Raw genomic sequence first — 19,816 nt, forward strand, 5'->3', positions numbered from 1 at the left:
CACTAAGTTACCAAATATTATCATCCGAAAATACATTTAATCACTTTATAGGGATTTTTATAGGTGCTTATTTATTGAAAATATGATGGAGACAGAAGAGCTTCCATTATACTTAATATCTATACTATTTATTTATGATATCTAAATATTCGCTGTTTGCTTTCTGTAAAAGGATTGTATTGAAAACGATACTAATGTTTTGAAAACCATTGGATTGATTTAAAAATATCCTTCAAAAAATATTGAAGGATATTAAATAGAGAATTATTGAAAAAGTTGAGTTTCTTGATATGTTATTTAAGCTGTTCAGCTTTGATATAGATTTTTCCCTGATCATCTTTCCATGAAGGACCTTGAACAGTAATGGTATTTCCCACTTCATAACGTTTAAATGTACTTCCGCTTTTCTGAAGGTTGACAATACTGATGGTCGCAACATATTCCTTTCCCTGAGCATCCTGAATGGTAGCCATATAACCGTCTTTACCATTTTCGATTTTTGTGACTTTTCCGGTAACGGATATTATATTGTTCTTCTCCATATCTGTTGATGAAGTTGCTGGTTTTGCTGTACAATGGGTAATACTGAATAGCAGTACTGTTAAACCTATTATTGCTAATACTTTTTTCATAGTAGATTGGTTATTTGTTCTTGATATCGGTTTTTATTCTGATTTTTATTAAAATATTCTGTTCTGTTTAAAGCCTTTACTAAAACAAAGTTAAGCCCAATGTAAGTTCCTTTATCTAATAAATCCCAAACTCTAAAAATCTTGCATCCCAGAGCGTATATTTACTATTTTCTGCATAGAATAATATTGGGAATTAACTTTACCAGAAGCATATACGATATTTTTAAAGCTTTGGATTTCATTAAATTTTCATTTTAAAACCCTCATGTGAAGCTATAAATCCCAGTTTTTCATAAAATTTTAAAGCTTCCGTATGTTTTTTATCAGAGGTTAGCTGGATAATGGCAACACCATGTTCTTTAGCACGTTCAATGGCCAGCTGAAACATCTTTTCACCCAATCCTTTTCCCCGTTGTGAAGAATGGATCCGGACTGATTCAATTAAAGCACGTTGGCTTCCTTTATGATTGAGGTATTGGAGATAAGTGATCTGTAAAGTTTCCAAAACATTCTCCTGCTCGTCGACCAATACCACAAGATCCTGATTAGGATCCTTATCAATTGCATGAAAGGCATTTATATAATATTCCTGAATAGGGTCTGTGAGTTCTTCCCGAGTTTGACCTAACACATCATCGGCAAGCATTTCTATAATAATGCCCAGGTCTTGAAAAGCAGCCTTTCTTAAATGGAGATTTTTATTTTTTTCTTCCATACATTAAAATTCTCTTGAATGCATAAATAGCAGGAAGCTTAGGGAATGCCTTAGCAATACGTTTTTTAAATTCTGTAGTAAATTCGTTTTGCTGTTCCTGGTTCAGTCTTTCCAGATAGGGAATCAATGCAGAACCGGAAATAAAATTATATAAAGTCTCATGGTCCGCTGCGATAATCGGATATACCTTTTGTGAAAGGTTGAGATCTTCAATGCCATTTTCAAACAAAAGCTGTGCATATTCATCAATGGTAAGCACTGCTGAGGGACGGTTCCATCCGTTGAGTTGGGCTTTGAATGGTTCTTCTTCTGCAAGTGAATATAAGATCTTATTGAGGATGTTTTCCGGCTGATAAGGCATTTGTATCGCCAGTTGGCCGTTGGTTTTCAGTTTTGTAATTAGTTTCGGAAATAAAGTGGGATGATCATCGGACCATTGTAAAGCTGCATTGCTAAAGATAAGATCCCAGCTTTCATTACTGTTAAGCATTTCTTCAGTGGGTGCCATTTTAAAATGGAGGCGTTCATTTTCCAGTGTTTTGGATTTTTCCAACATTTCAGGGGAAGAATCAATACCAGTAAACTCTGCGTGAGGGAATTTCTCTGTAAGGATAGCGGTTTGTTCTCCTGTTCCGCAACCTAAATCAACTGCTTTCATAGGAGTTTCCTCTTTGATCAGATCAGCAAGATCATAAAACGGTTTAAAACGGATATCTTTAAATTGATTGTAAACATCAGGATTCCAAGGCATAATATTCTGTTTTAATTGATGATATGAATGTAAGAATTCTACATTGAAAATAAAGAATAAATAAGATTAAAAGTTTCTTAAAATGTTGATTATTAATGTTTAAGTTTTTTAGTTATTAGCTATTGTAAGGAAATTTTATGGATGGATGAGATTTCTTCGCTATCAATACCAGATGGACTCTGCGTGATCTGTGAAATGCGTGGGAACTTTTATAGTCTTGCAGATTTTTTAAAGTTTTGTGGTTATGCTAAGTTTAGATTCTTCACTCCGCTTTCGCTCCGTTTCTGAATGACAAATATTGTGCTTTAGCTTTGTCGTTTCGAACACATTGAGAAATCTCTGAATGATCTTAATAACTATGTGAAGATCCTTCACTCCGCTGTTCCAGCTACGTTCAGAAATCGAAGATTAGACGTAGTCAATGACAAGTGCCATCATTATCTTTGCTGAGTGAAACGCCTTTGCGTCTTAAAAACGTTTTATTTTTAAAATTCTTTGCGTCTTTGCGATTAACCATACTCAAGGCGTTTAAACCTTATATAATCTGAGAACTTTCCTTAATACTGTTCATCACAAAAATACTTTTCGTTTGTCCGATTCCTTCAATTTCGGAGAGCTTGTTCACGAAGAATTCATGAAATTCATCCATATTGGGAGCAAGAATTTTAAGCATAAAATCAAAATCACCACTGATGTTGTAGAATTCTACTACTTCTTTCAGTTTGCTTACCTGTTCAATAAATTTTGCTGCCGTTTTTTTATTGTGAGCATTCAGGGCGATCATGCAGACCACCATCATCCCTTTGTTGACTTTCTTCCGATCGAGAACAGCTGTGTATTCTTTAATAATTCCTGATTTCTCCATACGCTTGATGCGCTCATGGGTTGGAGTAGGGCTTAAATTGATCCGGGTAGAAATATCACGGACACTCAGTTTGGCATCCTTTTGTAATAAACGCAGAATAGAAAGGTCTTTTTCGTCCAGGTTGTAATTTTCCGGTTGCATTTGTTCTGTTTTTTTATTTTAAAATTCAGTTAAAAGCACATTCGTTCTTTAATTTGATTTAAAATACAATTTATGTTCCAAATTTAATGGATAATTTTTACATATGTTCTAATAATTTTAATTTTGCAGGAAATTTGAATAGTATGGGAACAAGGAGAAACTTAATATTAATATTGGCATCTATCGGAACTTTCGTTGAAGCTCTGGATATTGCGATTATCAATCTGACCATTCCATCTATTCAGGAACAGTTTAATATCGGGGCTGAAACGGTACAGTGGCTACAAACCTTGTATGTATTATTTTTTGGAGGGTTTCTGATTATTGGAGGAAAACTTTCTGATCGGATCGGACGTAAGAAAATGTTTCTTCTGGGTGGGCTGATCTTTATGCTGACTTCTTTAGGAGCCGGTCTTTCGACCAATTTTGAAGTATTGGCTATATTCCGTGCATTGCAGGGATTAGGAGCAGCATTTATTATGCCTTCAGCATTATCTATTGTAACCAACACATTTACTGAAAATCAGGAAAGAAACCGCGCATTAGGAGTGTTCAGCTCTTTTGCAGCTATCGGATCGGGAAGTGGATTATCGATAGGAGGGATCATTAGTACCTATTTAAGCTGGCATTGGGTTTTCCTGATCAATGTTCCGGTTCTGTTGATTACGCTTATTCTTGCATATCAATATCTGCCTGCGGATGAAAAGAATGAAAGTACTCAGAAAACGGATACGGTTTCAGGAATTCTATTGGTTTTAGGATTATTAAGTTTAACCTATGGTGCCCATGAACTGATCCAGATTAAAGAACATCCTTTTTTGATTATAGGTTCTCTTGTTTTGTCAGTGATGCTTTTAGGTGCTGTACTGTATCGTTTGAAAACAGTAGCAGAGCCCTTGATAGATCTGAAACTTTTCAAACACAGATCATTAATGATTTCCAACATGACGTTCTTTACTTTGGGAGCATTTTTTATAGGGTTTTTATTTCTGATCTCATTAATGCTTCAAAAAGATATGGGACACAGTGCTGCTTCGGCAGGTTTAATGCTGGTACCATTCAGTATCCTGTCTGCTCTGGTTGCAAAATTTGTGTTGCCTCATATTTCCAAAAAGCTGAATCCTTCACAAATGGGGATTTTCGGATGGTCTTTTATGTTGGCAGGGGCTTTATCTTTATTAATTGCCATTTATTTTGGACATCCTTTAACAATTGTTTTATTGGGAGCAGCCTGTATTTCGGGAGTGGGAATGACGTTCTGCTTTACGAGTTTATCCATTCTGGGCATTCGAGACGTGGAAGCTTCACATTATGGGGTAGCATCGAGTTTAACGAGTACTAACTACTTTTTGGGTGCAGGAATCGGGTTATCATTCATGACCTTAATGAGCCAACTTTTTCCTTCTGAGTGGGAAGTGGGAAGCCTGAGTATTATTATTTTGGCTGCCTATGCTGTGTGTGCAATCGGAATGTTAGTATATTTGATTTTTAAAGAACTAAAAGTGAAAAGAAAAGAGGTTGTTGTTTTATAAGGAATAGCTATCTAACTTTTCATAGAATTATAAACTATTTAGAGCCTGTTTAAAAAAGTAATAATAAAAAATAGTAAGGGTTAAAAGTTGCATAAAAATTGTCATTTTAGAGTTGCAAAAGAAAAAAACATCAATGTATCCAACGGACTTAACCCAAACTCAGTGGCAATTTATAAAAAAAGCATTAGATTTTGATGACAGAAAACGAAAATATGATTTGGTTGTCATTTGGAATGCTATCAGTTATTTAGTAAAAACAGGCTGTCAATGGAGACTTTTACCTCATGATTTTCCCAAATGGCAATTGGTTTATTACTATTATTCAAAATGGTCAAATCTGGAGATTTTCGATTTATTATTATCAAAATTGAGAGAGGAAGTACGACGAAACAGGGGTCAGAAAGCGCAGGCAAGTTTAGGAATTATTGACAGTCAAAGTGTTCGTTGGGGAAATAACCGTTCACTCAATGGCTTTGACGGAGGTAAAAAAATAAAAGGAATCAAGAGACACGTTGTGGTAGACAAAAATGGTTTTTTGTTAGCCGTAATGGTAAGTGTAGCCAATGTTCATGACAGTAAGGCTGCATTGTTACTGATCAAAACACTGCGATATTTACTAATTCCGCTTCAGGTAATCCTGGCGGACGGAGGTTATAGAGGAGAGATTATTGAGGAAATAAGAATTAAGTTTAATTATATCATTCAGATCGTAATGCGGAGTGACAAAAAAGTAAAAGGGTTTGAGCCAATTCATAAACGATGGATTATAGAGCGTACATTTGCTTGGTTTGATAACGATAGAAGATTATGCAGAAATTATGAACTCTTAATGGAATCCTCTGAAAACATGGTCAAATTATCCGCCATAAAATTATTACTGAATAAAATTTAAACAGACTCTTAAAAAAATATAAAGATGATAAAAAGACTGACCGTATTTTGTGGATCAAGCTTTGGAACTGAACCTATTTATAAAGATCAGGCTTATGAGCTGGGGAAAAAGCTGGCTGAAGAGCAAATAGGTTTGGTATATGGAGGTGCTAATAGTGGCTTGATGGGAACCGTAGCAAATGGAGTAATTGAACATAATGGTGAGGCAATAGGTGTACTTCCTCATTTTCTGAAGGGAAGAGAAATTGCTCATGATAAGCTGAGTGATTTGATTCTGGTAGATACGATGCATGAACGTAAGACTAAAATGAACGATTTATCCGATGGGGTTATTACAATACCTGGAGGATACGGAACATTGGAAGAGCTTTTCGAAATGATGACGTGGGCACAATTGGGATTGCATCAAAAACCGATAGCTGTGCTTAATACGAACGGGTTTTATGATGATTTGTTGCAAATGATACAAACTATGGTAGATAAAGGGTTTGTCAAAGAAGTCAATCAAAAAATGCTGATCGTGGATGATCAGATCGATTCTCTTTTAAATAAAATTAAAAATTATCAGGCTCCTCAGATTGATCAATGGATTTCCAAAGACGAAGTCTGATCAGAGTGACTTGGCAAAATCACTGGGCCTGTACTGCATAACCGATTGAAAGCTATTGGTATAGGCTTGCAGGCTTTTATAGCCCACCTGATAAGCAATTTCGGAGATGGTCCATTCATTGGCACTCAACAGTTCCAGGCTCTTGATAATGCGAAGGATCTGTTGGTACTTCATTAAGGTGAGGCCTGTTTCCTTTTTAAAAATCCTTTCCAGAGATCGCAGTGATAATGAAGCTATATCACTTAATTCTTCCATTTTAAGGTCCTGGGTATAATGGGTATTCAGGTAATTGATGGCCTGGGTTAGACGTTTGTCTTTGGGAAGACTGATATGCAGCTGAATGGAATCTGCAACGAAATTAGGCAGCTCATTATATAAAGCTTTCAGAAAGATATTTTCATTCGTATTTTCTTCTGTATTCATAGACCATTTTTCAGCATATTTTATCATTTCCTTAAGCACGGGAGGAACAGAGAATATGTTGACCTGGTGATAAAATGAATTTTCTTTAGCCTCTTGATGGACATCAAAAAATAGGATCATCAGTCTGATTCTTTCAGAATGGGAATTCGTTTTATGCAAAGCATTGGATGGAATCCAGGCGGCATGGTTTTGTGGTAAAAGATACATCTTTCCCTCAACGGTCAAATACTGGAATCCACTTTCCACATAAACCAATTGCCCTTTCTGCTGATGAAGATGAAGCACATCATCATGCCTCCAGTTGTCTTCAAACCAGACAAAATAAGGCTTCGCAATGTCGTCAACATTTAATACTTTAGGAGAATTCATGTCGTTTTAGATTAATATTATGGCAAATGTATATAAAATAACCTAAGTAATTTTGTAATATCAATTTTATACATGATTATGAAAAACGAAACAAGAAAAGAAGTTTCCTACATCCTATTGTTTATCAATGTTTTGGTAGTTATTCTGGTATCGAGTAATCTTCGGTCTCCCATTACTTCGGTTGGGCCGGTACTCGGCCAGATCAGCCAATCTTTACACCTGGATAATTTTCAAAGCAGTATGCTGACTTCTATTCCGCTTTTGATGTTTGCGAGCTGTTCCGTATTGGTCAGCCGGTTTTCACACCGTTTGAGCATCAACCGTTTTTTATTGTATGCTTTGATTATCTTAAGTTTCGGTCTGTTTTTAAGGGTATTCGGATCAGTTTGGACGCTGTTTACCGGATCTATATTTATAGGGTTGGGAATTTGTGTGGGAAATGTGGTTACACCAGGCTACATCAAAAATAATTTTCCAAAACAAATAGGATTAATGACTGGTATTTTTGCCGTTTCCATGAATCTTACCGCTGCTTTAGCATCCGGATACAGTGTAAGTCTGGGAGAGTGGACCGGCTACGGCTGGCGCGGTTCTTTAGGGATATGGTTGGTCATTGCTCTTTTAGCATTATTGGTAGTCGTCCTGGAGCTTTTATTGAATAAAAAAACTTCCAAACAGAGTAATCAGGCCATGATGAAATCCGATTTTAATATGTTTAAATCGGGGCAAGCCTGGAATATCAGTATTTTTATGGGCCTACAGTCTTTAGTATATTATTCCCTGATCTCATGGCTGCCGGCGGTACTTGGAGATTATGGAATGAATGGAAACGCTCCTGGCTGGGTACTGTTTGTGATTCAGATTTCGATGATTCCCATCACTTTTGTAGGACCGATTATCGCCAATAAAATGAAAGACCAAAGAATAATGATTGTATTCCTATGTGTCCTGATGTTCGCCAGTATCGTAATGTTTGCCTTACTAAAATCACAATGGATTTATGCTACCGCAATTCTACTGGGGCTATCCAATGGACTGTCGTTTAGTTTATCAATCTTATTTTTCTCGTTGCGAACAAAGTCAAGTGCCAATGCCATTAAGATTTCCGGTATGGCACAATCGATAGGGTACCTGATTGCAGCTTTCGGACCGGCTGTTTTTGGTAAGCTGCATGATTGGGACGCTTCCTGGAGGTACTCCTTTACTTTTCTGGGAATTTCAGTAATTCTGATGTTTTTCTTTGGTATGAAGGCAGCGAGGAGAAAGTTTGTTGAAGATCAGGCTTAGGTGAGAGTTAAGAGTTAAGAGTTAAGAGTTAAGAGTTAAGAGTTAAGAGTTGAGAGTTGGTGAGAGCATTTGTAGAATTAAAATTATTTTTGTGATCCTAGATAATACTTTTAGTTTGTTATAATTTGAAAGGACTAAAAAAACAAAACCTCCCTTTCGGGAGGTCAAAAAACACAAATGATGAAAAAAAAAATATTTATTTTAAAGTGAATTTCACTTTCGTTTTAATGGCGTCGGAAGAGTTTCCGATTAATGCTTCAAAATCACCAGGCTCAGCAACCCAATCGTGTTTACCTGCATCAAAATAACTTAATGCTGTTTTATCGATACTAAACGTCACTTCTTTCTGTTCTCCGGGATTTAAAAATACTTTTTCAAAACCTTTCAATTCTTTGGCAGGGCGTGGAACAGATGATTTAAGATCACTGATGTATAATTGAGCAACCTCAGCTCCAGCTTTTTTTCCTGTATTTTTTACGGTTACGGTAAAGGTGATTTTATCATTCTGGGACATCGTTGTTTTATCCGCTTTGGCTTTTCCAAATTCAAAAGTAGTATAACTCAATCCATGTCCGAAGCTGAATAGCGGTTTAATATTTTTTGTATCATGCCAACGGTATCCTACAAAGATTCCTTCATTGTATGTAATATTAATAGGGTTCTTCTGATCTTTTCCTTTTCCTGCAGCAAACTCATCTTTTTGTCCCGGATATTCTCCTAACTGGTGTGCTGAATTATCTTCTAATTTTACAGGAAATGTAAAAGGAAGCTTTCCGGAAGGGTTGGCATCTCCTGCTAAGATTGAAGCGATCGAGTTTCCTGCTTCAGAGCCTAAATACCATGATTGAACAATAGATGGAACTTCTTTGATCCAGGGCATTGCCACTGCATTTCCTGAAATCAAGACAACAGCAAGATTTTTATTTGCTTTTGCCAAGGCAGAAATCACAAGATCCTGATTGTAAGGAAGTCCATAGCTTTTACGATCATTTCCTTCACTATCCTGAAAGTCGCTTTTATTTAAACCTCCTACAAAGATGACAACATCGGACTTTTTAGCCAGTTCTACCGCTTCATTGATTAACTCGGCTTCTGAACGAGTGTCTTTCAGATCCTGTCCTGATTTTACACCGTTGTACTCACCGCCGATGTCTCCTACATAGCCTCTTGCGTATTGTACATCAGCCTGTTTTCCGAATCTTTTCTTAATTCCGTCTAAAGGTAAGGTCTCGTATTTCACTTTTAATGAAGAAGATCCTCCTCCTACAGTCATTATTTTAATGGCATTTTCTCCAATTACAGCAATCTTTTTAGTTGTATTGATGTCGATCGGTAAAACATTGCCTTGGTTTTTCAATAAAACAATTCCTTCCTCACCGATTTCTTTGGCCACAGCCTGGTGTTCGGCAGAAGCAATATTTCCGAAAGGTTTGTTTCGGTTCATCGTTGTTTTATAGGCCAGGTTCAATAGTCTGCTTACTTTATCATCAAGCTCTTTGGTTCCTACTTTCCCGGATTTAATTAAATCCAGATAAGGCTTTGCTAAATAATAGTTGTAGTAGGCATTTTTTGTTCCTGCTGACAGACCATTGGTCCAGCTTCCGAACTCAAGATCCAGCCCGTTATGGATAGCCTGTTCCGTATTGTTTACTGCGCCCCAGTCGGAAACAACAACTCCTTTATATTTCCATTCTCCCTTTAAAATATCATTTAAAAGGTATTGGTTCTGGCTGGCATATTGATTTTTGTACATATCATAGGCTCCCATGATCGTCCATGAATCACCTTCAGTTACTGCAGCTTTAAAAGGAGGTAAATAAATCTCATAAAGGGTTCTGTCATCTACATTAACATTGCTCGTGTGTCGGAACATCTCCTGATTATTTAAGGCAAAGTGCTTGACACTAGTAGCCACTCCGTTAGATTGTACCCCTTTGATGTAAGGAACAACCATTTTTGAAGTCAGATAGGGATCTTCCCCCATATACTCAAAATTTCTTCCGTTCAGTGGCGTTCTGTAAATATTAACCCCGGGTCCCAGAAGGATATCTTTTTTTCTGTATCGTGCTTCTTCTCCTAAAGCCTTACCATAGTTCCATGACATCTTTTTGTTCCATGTCGCTGATAAAGCAGTTAATGCGGGATAAGCTATAATTGAATCATTTGTCCATCCAGCCTGGTTCCATTCATCCCACATAACTTCTGGGCGTACCCCATGAGGTCCGTCTGTAGTCCAGAACTCAGGAATTCCTAATCTTGGAACACCGGGAGAGCTGAATTTGGATTGAGCGTGAAGCATCGCTATTTTTTCTTCCAGAGTCATTCTGGAAAGCGCATCCTGTACACGCTGTTCAACAGGTTTTGTTTCGTCTAAATAGACAGGAAGGGTATTAGTTTGAGCCATTGAAGAAATTGAAATAAGAGTGAATAGACTTACTATGGCAGTTTTTTTTAACATAAAACCTTTTTTTGATTCGTAACAAAAATAGGAAATTTATTTATTATCTCAAATTGAGATAATGATTTTTTTAATAAATGGTTAATTATAACCAGTTCTTATTGAAGCGAACAAATGGGAAGGTCCCATTTTAAAAGGTTTTTATGTGATATGAAATTTTAAATAGATTTTTTACGCGATATCGATAAAAAAAGTGTAACACAATCAATTGGTATTAAACATTTGATTATTGTTACACTTATATATGATAACATGGTCAGCTTACCAAGGTTTCTCAATACAAAATCATTTTCTATCTTGTTTTAAAAGGTTTTGCTTAAAAACATACCTTCCTAATGATAACCTGAATTGCAGCGTAGAACATATTGTTACATTGCTGCATTTTTTCATTGTTACATTGTATTTATTACCATCCTTTCACTGCTCCGCCTTTGAATATTTCTTCCGCTTTCTTTACGACTTCGTCAGATTCATAAGACTTCACAAAGTTTTTCACTTTTTCAGCATCTTTATTGTCTTGTCTGGAAACAATTACATTCACATAAGGGGAATCTTTGCCTTCCTTAAGAATTCCGAATTGATTCTCATCCAGCCCTGCCTGTGCTGCAAAATTATTGTTAATGATGGCAATAACGACTTCTTTGTCATCTAGGACTCTTGGCAATTGTGGCGCTTCTATTTCCAGGATTTTCAGTTGTTTTGGGTTTCCTACAATATCAGTGACTTTAGGAAGCAATCCAATCCCGTCTCTTAATTGTAGCAGTCCGTTTTTCTGTAACAAAAGCAAAGAACGTCCGCCATTGGTAGGATCATTCGGAATAACAATGGTACTACCATTTTGTAGTTGACTGATACTTTTAATCTTCTTTGAATAGGCAACAATAGGATAAAGAAAAGTATTTCCTACAACTGCCAGTTTATAACCTCTCTGCTTGGATTGTTCATTCAGATAGGGAACGTGCTGAAAAGCATTGGCATCAATATCTCCATTGTTCAGTGCTTCATTGGGAACGACATAGTCATTGAAAGCGACCAATTCAACATCAAGGTTGTATTTTTCTTTGGCTACTTTTTTGGCTGTTTCAGCAATTTCCTGCTCTGGGCCTGAAGCAATCCCTACTTTAATATAATTGGGATCTTCTTTTTTTGATGAATTACATGCGTTGAATACCAGCAAACCTGCAGCAAGTATTCCTAAAATCTTTACTTTTTTCATTATATATATTATTTTTTTTAAAGCAAAATCGCTTATCGCGAAAATGCAGAATCGTAAAACTGTAAAATCGTTTCTCTTTTATTGTTTATTTACACTCCAACCTCCTAACTGTCACACGCTCCAACCCTCCAACTCTCATACTCTAAAACCCTCATACTTTCAAACTCCTTCATCGATGGTCAAATCTTTTAGCAAGTCGGTCTCCGGAGAATTGAATGATGAAAACCAAAGCGACCAATAGTCCTAAAACCAGGTTCATAATCACAGCATCATAGCCAATGTATCCATACTGATATCCGATTTGTCCTAATCCACCAGCACCTACAGCTCCTCCCATTGCGGAATAACCGACAAGGGTGATCAAAGTAATAGTTGCATTGTTGATTAGTGAAGGCAGCGCTTCGGGAAGCAAAACTTTTTTAATGATCTGAAATGGAGTAGCACCTAAAGCTCTTGCTGTTTCAATAAGTCCGTAAGGGATTTCCAATAAGCTGTTTTCCACCAGTCTGGCAATAAACGGAGCTGCACCGATACTCAGCGGAACCAAAGCAGCATTAACCCCAATAGAGGTTCCTACCAAAGCCCTTGTAAAAGGAATCATCCATACAATTAAGATAATAAAAGGAATAGAACGGAAGATGTTCACCACAATAGATAAGACTCTGTTATAGAGCATATTTTCCAGAAGCTGTCCTTTTCTTGTCAGAAACAACAGAATTCCTACAGGAAGACCCAAAACAAAACCAAAGAATCCTGACACAAAAGTCATATAAACGGTTTCCCAAATCCCTTTTGATAATAGAGAAATTACTGTATCACTAAGCATAACCTTTTACTGTATTTTGAATTTTGTTTTGATTGAAATAATAGATGGCCTTTTGATTTTCTTCATCTTCACCTTGTAAATGCAGAAGCAGTTTTCCAAAATTAGAGTTTCCTAAATATTCTACATCTGCCTTTAAAAGCTTGTAAGGAATTTTATATTCATCATATATTTTAGAAAGTAGTTTTTCAACGGTAATATGTTCATTAAGTTCTATTTCCACAAGCGGGAACAGACCTTCTTTCGGCTCTTTTTGCAGCTTTTTATTAAGCTCCTGAGGTATAGTCATGATGCCTGGGTTTATAAATTGTTTGATAACCGGATGTTCTTTATCCGAAATGATTTCCTGTAAGGTTCCTTTCGTAAGGAGTTTACCTTTATCGATAACAGCCACGTGGTTACAAATTGCTTTGATTACATCCATTTCATGCGTAATTAATAAAATGGTAATTCCCAAACGCTGATTGATGTCTCGTAATAATTGTAAAATCGATTGCGTGGTAGCGGGATCCAGAGCACTGGTAGCTTCATCACAAAGCAGCAGATACGGATCATTGGCTAAAGCCCTGGCAATGGCAACCCTTTGTTTTTGTCCTCCTGAAAGGCTTTTTGGGTAGTCGTTGGCCTTATCTTCCAAACCAACAATTTTCAATAATTCATTGACCTTTCTTTGGATTTCCGAAGTACTGATTCCATCAAGTTCCAGTGGCAATGCTACATTATCAAAGACCGTTCTTGAAGAAAGAAGATTAAAATGCTGGAAGATCATCCCTATTTTTTTTCGTTCGTGTGCCAACTGTTTAGGCTTTAGCTGAGTGAAGTCTTTTCCGTTGATGATAATCTGCCCTTTGTCAGGTCGTTCCAATAAGTTTACTGTTCGTATTAAAGTACTTTTTCCAGCCCCGGAAAAACCAATAATCCCAACAATATCACCCTGGTCAATACTCAGACTGACATCATCCAGTGCTTGAAAAGACTGTTTCTTTTGATGAAAGGTTTTTGAAATGTTTTTGATCTCTATCATTATAGCTTAATTACGTTAAATTTTATACGGGTTGGTAAGGTCTGTTATTTCTCTTCACATACCGCATTACTTTTCTGATCTTTACTTTTGATCGTTTTGAAAGTTTGAAGTATTTGGTAATATTGGTAAGGAGAACTCCCGTTAATATAATAGACAAACCGAACAGCTGATTTCCGTTGATGGTTTGATTAGCAATAATCCAGCCAGCAAATACAGTTACAATAGGATTGATATAGGTATGGGTACTTACTAATGCTGCCGGTTTTACGGATAGCAGCCATATATAAGAGAGGTAGGCGATAATAGAACCGAAGAAAATCAGGAATAATACACCCAACCATGCTGACAATGGAATCCCTGTAATAGAGAAATTATTCCATTCTTTTCTAAAGTAGGCAATCACAAAAGAAGCAATTCCTGCAATAATCAATTGTTGTGCAATATTCATGAAGGTGGAATGGCTGGATGGATTCTTCTTTGAATATAAAGACCCTAAAACCCATGCTACCGAACTTATGGCCAACACAATAAATGCGGTAATACGAAGTGAGCTTCCTGTTGCAGTATGATGAACGTTAGCATTAACACTTCCTTTCAGGAATAGTATCAGCCCGATAAAACCTATGATGAGCCCTATAGGGATAAACTTATCTGAAAAATAGTATTTCCAGTTCTTTTTATCAATAGCAATAAACCAAAAGGGTCCTGTTGCTATGGTTATCGCCGCTTCTGAAGCAGTTATATATTGCTCTCCCCAGGCAACAAGTCCTGTTCCTCCGGTTAGGATAAGAATTCCTGTAATCCCGTTTTTCCGCCAGTTAATGACGGAATTTGCTTTTTCTCCTTTGGCTAAAAGATACGCCAGCATCAATATTCCGGCTACTAAAAACCTGAAACCTGATAATATAAAAGGAGGAAATCCTTTTAATCCAAAGGAAATCGCTAAAAAGGTGATTCCCCATATGACATAAATATTGGTGAAAGCTACAGGAATCAACCAATTGTTTTTAGAGTAAGTCATCGTATGTTTTTTTAATGTTGTTCATTTAAATAAAAAAGGCTCTACCACGTGGTAAAGCTTTTAGAATATATCATATAAAAGTAAGGTCAACCACAGTAATATCGAAACATAGGCATACAGCATTGCATCATCATTGTTTTGATAGCACGTTTCTTCATTGAATTGGTATGTTTAAATTCCGGTTTCATTTCTTATTTCCTGAATACGGTTGCAAATATAAAACATATATTTTTATTAGTCCACTAGAAAAGTAGACTTTTTGAAAATTAATTTTGAGTTAATATTTATATCATTGATTATTAGTGTTTTAATTTATATGATAGATTTGTTTTTCTTTGAAAAAAATAGAAATTACCTAATAATTTTATGTAAACTCAGAAAATAACCGGATAAAATTTTTAATACGTCAGGTTTTGTTGCTTTGTCGGGATAGTTTTGCTTTAGAATTAAAGGCAAGCAATGATTGAGAAATTACCATAGATCATGAATCACTTCGTTAAAAGATCCTACCTTTATGATATTAAAATAGTAATTAAAAAAGAACTAAAATGGAAAGAACAGAAGTAATTGTCAGTGCCCGTAACAGAGGAGAGGTTCAGTTGTTTTCTAATGATCAGAAAGTTGGCAAAATGGATATTTCAGTGATTGGACAAAAACTAACCGTTTATCATACGGAAGTAGATCCTGAGCACGAAGGAAAAGGCTTTGCTAAAATTTTACTGGAAAGACTTGTTTCCTATGCGAGAGAAAATGATCTGAAGATTGTGCCTTTATGTCCTTATGTTTTTGCACAATTCAAACGACATCCGGAAGAATATAATGATGTTTGGTTGAAAGATCAGGACAAAGCCTAAGTTATATAGGTTGATCCAATTGTTATGATATTTTTAGCTCCTTAAAAAAGGAGCTAATCTTTTTAAAGGATGAAATTCACAGCTCCTATGGTCGTTTTTTCTATCATTTTTTGTGAGCAATAAACAGTACTTAGCATAGATCTCTCATAACTTTTTCCATAAAAGTCAAAAAAAATCCCGAATTTTGCAGCCCTTTCAATAATCCCGAACATTCATGAAGCTTTGTATTGCCGAGAAACCCAGTGTTGCCAGAGATATCGCCAAAGTATTAGGAGCTACCACGCCTAAACAAGGCTATATGGAAGGAAACGGCTATTGTGTAACATGGACTTTCGGACATCTTTGTACACTTAAGGAGCCTCACGACTATGGCCCACAGTTCAAATCCTGGAATCTATTTTTATTACCTATTATTCCTAATAATTTTGGGATAAAATTAATTCCGAATAAAGGAGTTGAAAATCAATTCAAGGTAATAGAAAAATTAGTGGAAGAATGTGACGAGGTGATTAATTGCGGGGATGCCGGGCAAGAAGGAGAATTGATCCAGCGTTGGGTATTGCAGAAAGCAAAATGTAGCAAGCCTGTTCAGCGTTTATGGATTTCATCACTTACTGAAGAAGCGATTAAAGAAGGTTTTGAAAAACTAAAACCTGCAGATGATTATAAAAATCTGTATTTAGCCGGAAATGCAAGAGCGATAGGAGATTGGTTATTGGGAATCAATGCAACGCGGCTTTTCACCAAGAAGTTTGGGAACAATAAATTTGTTCTTTCCATTGGAAGAGTGCAGACACCGACATTAGCTATGTTGGTTCAGCGTCAGAAGGAAATCGACAGTTTTACTACCGAAGAATATTGGGAACTGAAAACGAAATATCGTGATGTTATTTTCAATGCTGCAATTGATCGATTAAAGACTTTAGACCGTGCAGAAAAAGGATTGGAATATCTTAAAATAAATCCTTTTGAAATCGTATCCTTTGAAATTAAAGAAGGAAAAGAAAAAAATCCAAGACTTTTCGATTTGACCGGACTTCAGGTAGAGGCGAATAAAAAATATGGATACTCTGCGGACAGTACCTTAAAGTATATTCAAAGTCTTTATGAGAAAAAGCATGTGACTTATCCACGTGTAGATACGACCTATTTATCAGAAAGCCTTTATCCGAAAATAGAAGTAATTCTTCGGAAAATGTATTTTTATCAGGAGCTGATTTCTCCATTATTAGGGCAGCCTATTCCCAAATCAAAAGCTGTTTTTGATGATGCAAAAGTTACGGATCACCATGCGATCATTCCAACTGAAGTTCCACCTTCACAGAATCTGAGCAGGGAGGAAAAATTGATTTATGACCTCGTTGCCAAACGTTTTATAGCTGTTTTTTATCCTGAATGTAAAATTTCAAATACATTGGTAGAAGGAAAAGTAGGAACCATTCCTTTTAAAACCAGTGGAAAACAGATCTTGGAACCGGGATGGAGAGCTGTGTATGCAAAAGATGCAAAGGAAGAACCCTCAGAAAAAGATAAGGACAAGGAAGAAGAACAAACGATTCCTGAATTTACCGCAGGAGAAACGGGACCTCATGATCCCATGATCCATCAAGGGAAAACATCACCACCGAAACCTTATACGGAAGCAACATTGCTAAGAGCGATGGAAACTGCCGGAAAGCAGGTAGACGATGAAGAATTGAGGGAAATGTTGAAAAACAATGGAATCGGAAGACCATCTACCCGAGCCAATATCATAGAAACACTTTTCAAACGGAAGTACATTGAAAAGAAAAGAAAGAATCTGTATGCTACACAGACCGGAATTCAACTGATTGACACAATTGAAGACGAACTTCTTAAAAGCCCGGAGTTAACCGGAGAATGGGAATTGAAGCTTCGTAAAATTGAAAGCGGCGAATATGAAGCCAATCAGTTTAAAGAAGAGCTGATACAGATGGTTACCGAATTAACCAAAAAAGTGGTTGACGGAAAAGGAAAGGTGATTACATTACAGGAAGAAGAAAAAGTGGTCGAAAAGAAGAAAAAAGAACCTGCTCCTAAAAAAGAACTTCAATCCTGGGAAGAAACCAAATGCCCAAAATGTAAAGGACATCATTTGGTTAAAGGAAAGACAGCGGTGGGTTGTTCCGATTTCAAAATCTGTGGATTTAAAATACCATTCGAAATTTTTGGGAAAAAGCTCTCGGAAAAGCAGCTTATGGATCTTATTCTGAAAGGAAAAACTTCAAAATTAAAAGGCTTTAACACTCACCCGGATGCTCTGACAGAAGGAGTTCTTTCATTATCTGATGATTTTACAGTACAGCTAGGGTAGCTTATTAATAATAGTATTGTCTTATCATTGCGAACCGAAGGTAAAGCAATCTAAAAAATAATCTATAAATCTTTTTTAGTCCACAGATTATGCAGACTTCTACTTTTCTGCTAAGTTGAGATTCCTTCACTTCGCTTTCACTTTGTTTCTGAATGACAAATATTGTGCTTTAGCTTTGTCATTTCGAACACAGTGAGAAATCTCTTAATGATCTTAATAACTTATTATTCCTTAATGTTTAGATTCTTCACTCCGTTGTTCCAGCTATGTTGATTAGATCTAGTCAATGACAACCTATGGATAATACAACTCTTTTTTTCTTTGTTGAGTGAAACGCCCTTGCGCCTTAAAAAATACATTACTTCTAAAGTACTTTGCGCCTTTGCGATTAACCAAATTCTAGTTGTTTTTTTAAATCTCGCAGATTGAGCTGATTTCGCAGGTCTTATAAAAATATTCGATTTTAAAAATCTTATGTGTACTCTTTCTACAGCATAAATTGACTTTAATATCTTAAGTGTTCCTTGTTATTCAGTAGCGAAACGGAAGAATCCAGTCATTGTTTTTTGACTCTAGAAATGCTAATTTTCTGATTAAGTTTCTCGATACTTTTATGATTAAAACTACAAGTAAAAGTTCACTACATTTGTAAGAATCATATTTCAATCCATGACACCAGAAAAAAAGAAACTTATTACCGATAGCTTTGACAGATCAGAAACCCTGAAATTTTACAAAGCAGAACTCCTTCAGGTGGAAACTGATTTTATTTCCATTAAAATTCCGAAAATGGAACTGATGACCCGAAAAGCAGGAATGTTTAATGGAGCTATGATTGCTTCTTTAGTCGATGTTTCTTCAGGCTACGCTGCGGTTAGTCACTATGAAGAGGATTGTTATGTAGTAACTGTTGAGCTAAAGGTTAATTACTTAAGACCTGCAATGGGAGATGCTTTGGTTTCAAAATCGTATGTGATCAAAGGAGGTGGAAAAATCAGTGTAGTCAGAACAGAAATTTATACAGTTGACGAAAATGGAGATTCCGAAAGCCATGTAGCAACTTCTCTGGTCACCATGATGAAAATCAAATAAAGCAAAATCTAAAATGAATAAGCCTGGACAGAAAACTGTAGGTAAGCATTATTTCCGACAGGATTAAACATTCCCCAAATCCCTACCGGAAGCTGATACCCTGCAATTGTGAAGGTTTTTGTTATAATGAGACTTATTTCGTTAAAGCCGGCTTCCTTAGCAAAGAAATTGCCTTTTTCTCCACGGGTGTTATTAAGGGCGAATGCATATCCGACTCTTCCCCTTACTTCCAGATTTTCTTTTTTGTAAACCGGATATTCCGTGGAAACAAATGAAGAATATTTATTTTCTGTGTTGTCTTTATTTCGGTCTCTCCCGAAGACTACGGTATTCCAGCTTAGAATCAACGGAAACTTTTCGCTGATCGTATAATTGGATCTAAAATCCCAGAAACGACCGGTTTCACTTGCATTATAATTAAAATATTCTTTGTTATTATAGCTAGCTCTCGGTGAGAAATTGTAGATATCCCAAAGCTCTAGAGTGAGATGCTTGTTTTTATATCCGATATAATGGTCGAATTCTTTATAAGATCCATTCGCATTGCCTCCAGCCCAAAATCCTCCATAAAATTTTTTACCATCTAAATGCACGTCACCGGTATAGATCAGTCCTGAAGATACTTCGAGGCCTCTCCATAAATGGCTGTTCCTTAATTGTAATGCTGAATGTATTTGTTGACTATAAACCCATGGGGTTCCAAAGATGATTAGAGCAACCATCAATAATTTTTTCTTGATCATGACAGTGTTTTTTGGCTTATAGCATCCCCCTATC

General features: G+C 36.3%; 18 protein-coding genes. 7 read left to right on the forward strand and 11 right to left on the reverse strand.

Going from position 1 to position 19,816, the window contains the following annotated elements:
- Nucleotides 1–293: 293 nt before the first annotated feature.
- The 4 genes from CJF12_RS01115 to CJF12_RS01130 form a co-directional block, all read right to left on the reverse strand.
- Complete coding sequence (locus CJF12_RS01115) at nt 294–632, reverse strand: hypothetical protein (protein WP_131329536.1); 339 nt, start codon at nt 630–632, stop codon at nt 294–296.
- Nucleotides 633–873: 241 nt separating this feature from the next.
- Nucleotides 874–1,347 carry a GNAT family N-acetyltransferase gene (locus tag CJF12_RS01120; protein ID WP_034684426.1) on the reverse strand — a complete coding sequence of 158 codons (474 nt, stop codon included), beginning with the start codon at nt 1,345–1,347 and terminating at the stop codon, nt 874–876.
- Nucleotides 1,331–2,098, reverse strand: a complete 768-nt coding sequence (locus CJF12_RS01125; protein ID WP_034684428.1) for a methyltransferase domain-containing protein — start codon at nt 2,096–2,098, stop codon at nt 1,331–1,333. Before CJF12_RS01125 ends, CJF12_RS01120 begins: the two co-directional genes overlap by 17 nt.
- Before the next feature lie 535 nt (nt 2,099–2,633).
- The gene (locus CJF12_RS01130; protein WP_034684431.1) at nt 2,634–3,104 is read right to left on the reverse strand and encodes an Lrp/AsnC family transcriptional regulator; all 471 of its coding nucleotides are present in this window, start codon (nt 3,102–3,104) and stop codon (nt 2,634–2,636) included.
- A gap of 143 nt (nt 3,105–3,247) precedes the next feature.
- Between CJF12_RS01130 and CJF12_RS01135 the strand changes: the two genes are divergently transcribed.
- The 3 genes from CJF12_RS01135 to CJF12_RS01145 all read left to right on the forward strand — a co-directional run bounded on the left by CJF12_RS01135 (nt 3,248) and on the right by CJF12_RS01145 (nt 6,137).
- Nucleotides 3,248–4,636, forward strand: coding sequence for an MFS transporter (locus tag CJF12_RS01135; RefSeq protein WP_034684466.1), 1,389 nt, complete (start codon nt 3,248–3,250; stop codon nt 4,634–4,636).
- Nucleotides 4,637–4,769: 133 nt separating this feature from the next.
- Nucleotides 4,770–5,528, forward strand: coding sequence for an IS5 family transposase (locus CJF12_RS01140; RefSeq protein ID WP_095591055.1), 759 nt, complete (start codon nt 4,770–4,772; stop codon nt 5,526–5,528).
- Nucleotides 5,529–5,552: 24 nt separating this feature from the next.
- Nucleotides 5,553–6,137: an LOG family protein gene (locus CJF12_RS01145; RefSeq protein WP_034686206.1), complete on the forward strand. Its 585-nt coding sequence runs from the start codon at nt 5,553–5,555 to the stop codon at nt 6,135–6,137.
- Here the strand turns inward: CJF12_RS01145 and CJF12_RS01150 are convergent, their stop codons facing one another.
- Nucleotides 6,138–6,929, reverse strand: coding sequence for an AraC family transcriptional regulator (locus CJF12_RS01150; protein ID WP_034686208.1), 792 nt, complete (start codon nt 6,927–6,929; stop codon nt 6,138–6,140). It abuts the gene before it with no gap.
- Between the two features lie 78 nt (nt 6,930–7,007).
- Between CJF12_RS01150 and CJF12_RS01155 the strand changes: the two genes are divergently transcribed.
- Nucleotides 7,008–8,216 carry a CynX/NimT family MFS transporter gene (locus CJF12_RS01155; protein WP_034686276.1) on the forward strand — a complete coding sequence of 403 codons (1,209 nt, stop codon included), beginning with the start codon at nt 7,008–7,010 and terminating at the stop codon, nt 8,214–8,216.
- A gap of 196 nt (nt 8,217–8,412) precedes the next feature.
- On the opposite strand, the gene CJF12_RS01160 is transcribed toward CJF12_RS01155, so the two are convergent.
- The 5 genes from CJF12_RS01160 to CJF12_RS01180 all read right to left on the reverse strand — a co-directional run bounded on the left by CJF12_RS01160 (nt 8,413) and on the right by CJF12_RS01180 (nt 14,758).
- Nucleotides 8,413–10,674 carry a glycoside hydrolase family 3 C-terminal domain-containing protein gene (locus tag CJF12_RS01160; protein WP_034686210.1) on the reverse strand — a complete coding sequence of 754 codons (2,262 nt, stop codon included), beginning with the start codon at nt 10,672–10,674 and terminating at the stop codon, nt 8,413–8,415.
- A gap of 406 nt (nt 10,675–11,080) precedes the next feature.
- Nucleotides 11,081–11,890, reverse strand: coding sequence for a methionine ABC transporter substrate-binding lipoprotein MetQ (gene metQ / locus CJF12_RS01165; protein ID WP_034686212.1), 810 nt, complete (start codon nt 11,888–11,890; stop codon nt 11,081–11,083).
- 169 nt (nt 11,891–12,059) lie between these two features.
- Nucleotides 12,060–12,716 (reverse strand): methionine ABC transporter permease MetI, encoded by a 657-nt coding sequence (gene metI / locus CJF12_RS01170; protein ID WP_034686214.1) that lies wholly within the window; start codon nt 12,714–12,716, stop codon nt 12,060–12,062.
- Nucleotides 12,709–13,737 (reverse strand): methionine ABC transporter ATP-binding protein, encoded by a 1,029-nt coding sequence (locus CJF12_RS01175; RefSeq protein WP_034686216.1) that lies wholly within the window; start codon nt 13,735–13,737, stop codon nt 12,709–12,711. Before CJF12_RS01175 ends, metI begins: the two co-directional genes overlap by 8 nt.
- Nucleotides 13,738–13,759: 22 nt before the next feature.
- The gene (locus CJF12_RS01180; RefSeq protein WP_051887346.1) at nt 13,760–14,758 is read right to left on the reverse strand and encodes an EamA family transporter; all 999 of its coding nucleotides are present in this window, start codon (nt 14,756–14,758) and stop codon (nt 13,760–13,762) included.
- A gap of 548 nt (nt 14,759–15,306) precedes the next feature.
- Here CJF12_RS01180 and CJF12_RS01185 point away from each other — a divergent pair.
- The 3 genes from CJF12_RS01185 to CJF12_RS01195 all read left to right on the forward strand — a co-directional run bounded on the left by CJF12_RS01185 (nt 15,307) and on the right by CJF12_RS01195 (nt 19,039).
- A complete protein-coding gene (locus CJF12_RS01185) occupies nt 15,307–15,612 on the forward strand; it encodes a GNAT family N-acetyltransferase (protein ID WP_034686217.1) in 306 nt (101 codons plus the stop codon).
- Nucleotides 15,613–15,826: 214 nt separating this feature from the next.
- Nucleotides 15,827–17,947, forward strand: a complete 2,121-nt coding sequence (locus CJF12_RS01190; RefSeq protein ID WP_034686218.1) for a type IA DNA topoisomerase — start codon at nt 15,827–15,829, stop codon at nt 17,945–17,947.
- Nucleotides 17,948–18,616: 669 nt separating this feature from the next.
- Nucleotides 18,617–19,039, forward strand: a complete 423-nt coding sequence (locus CJF12_RS01195; RefSeq protein ID WP_034686219.1) for a PaaI family thioesterase — start codon at nt 18,617–18,619, stop codon at nt 19,037–19,039.
- Between the two features lie 8 nt (nt 19,040–19,047).
- Here CJF12_RS01195 and CJF12_RS01200 read toward each other — a convergent pair whose 3' ends face one another.
- Nucleotides 19,048–19,782 (reverse strand): hypothetical protein, encoded by a 735-nt coding sequence (locus CJF12_RS01200; RefSeq protein WP_034686278.1) that lies wholly within the window; start codon nt 19,780–19,782, stop codon nt 19,048–19,050.
- Between the last annotated feature and the right edge of the window lie 34 nt (nt 19,783–19,816).

It is taken from the genome of Chryseobacterium piperi (assembly GCF_002285635.2).
GTDB classification, from domain to species: Bacteria; Bacteroidota; Bacteroidia; order Flavobacteriales; family Weeksellaceae; genus Chryseobacterium; species Chryseobacterium piperi.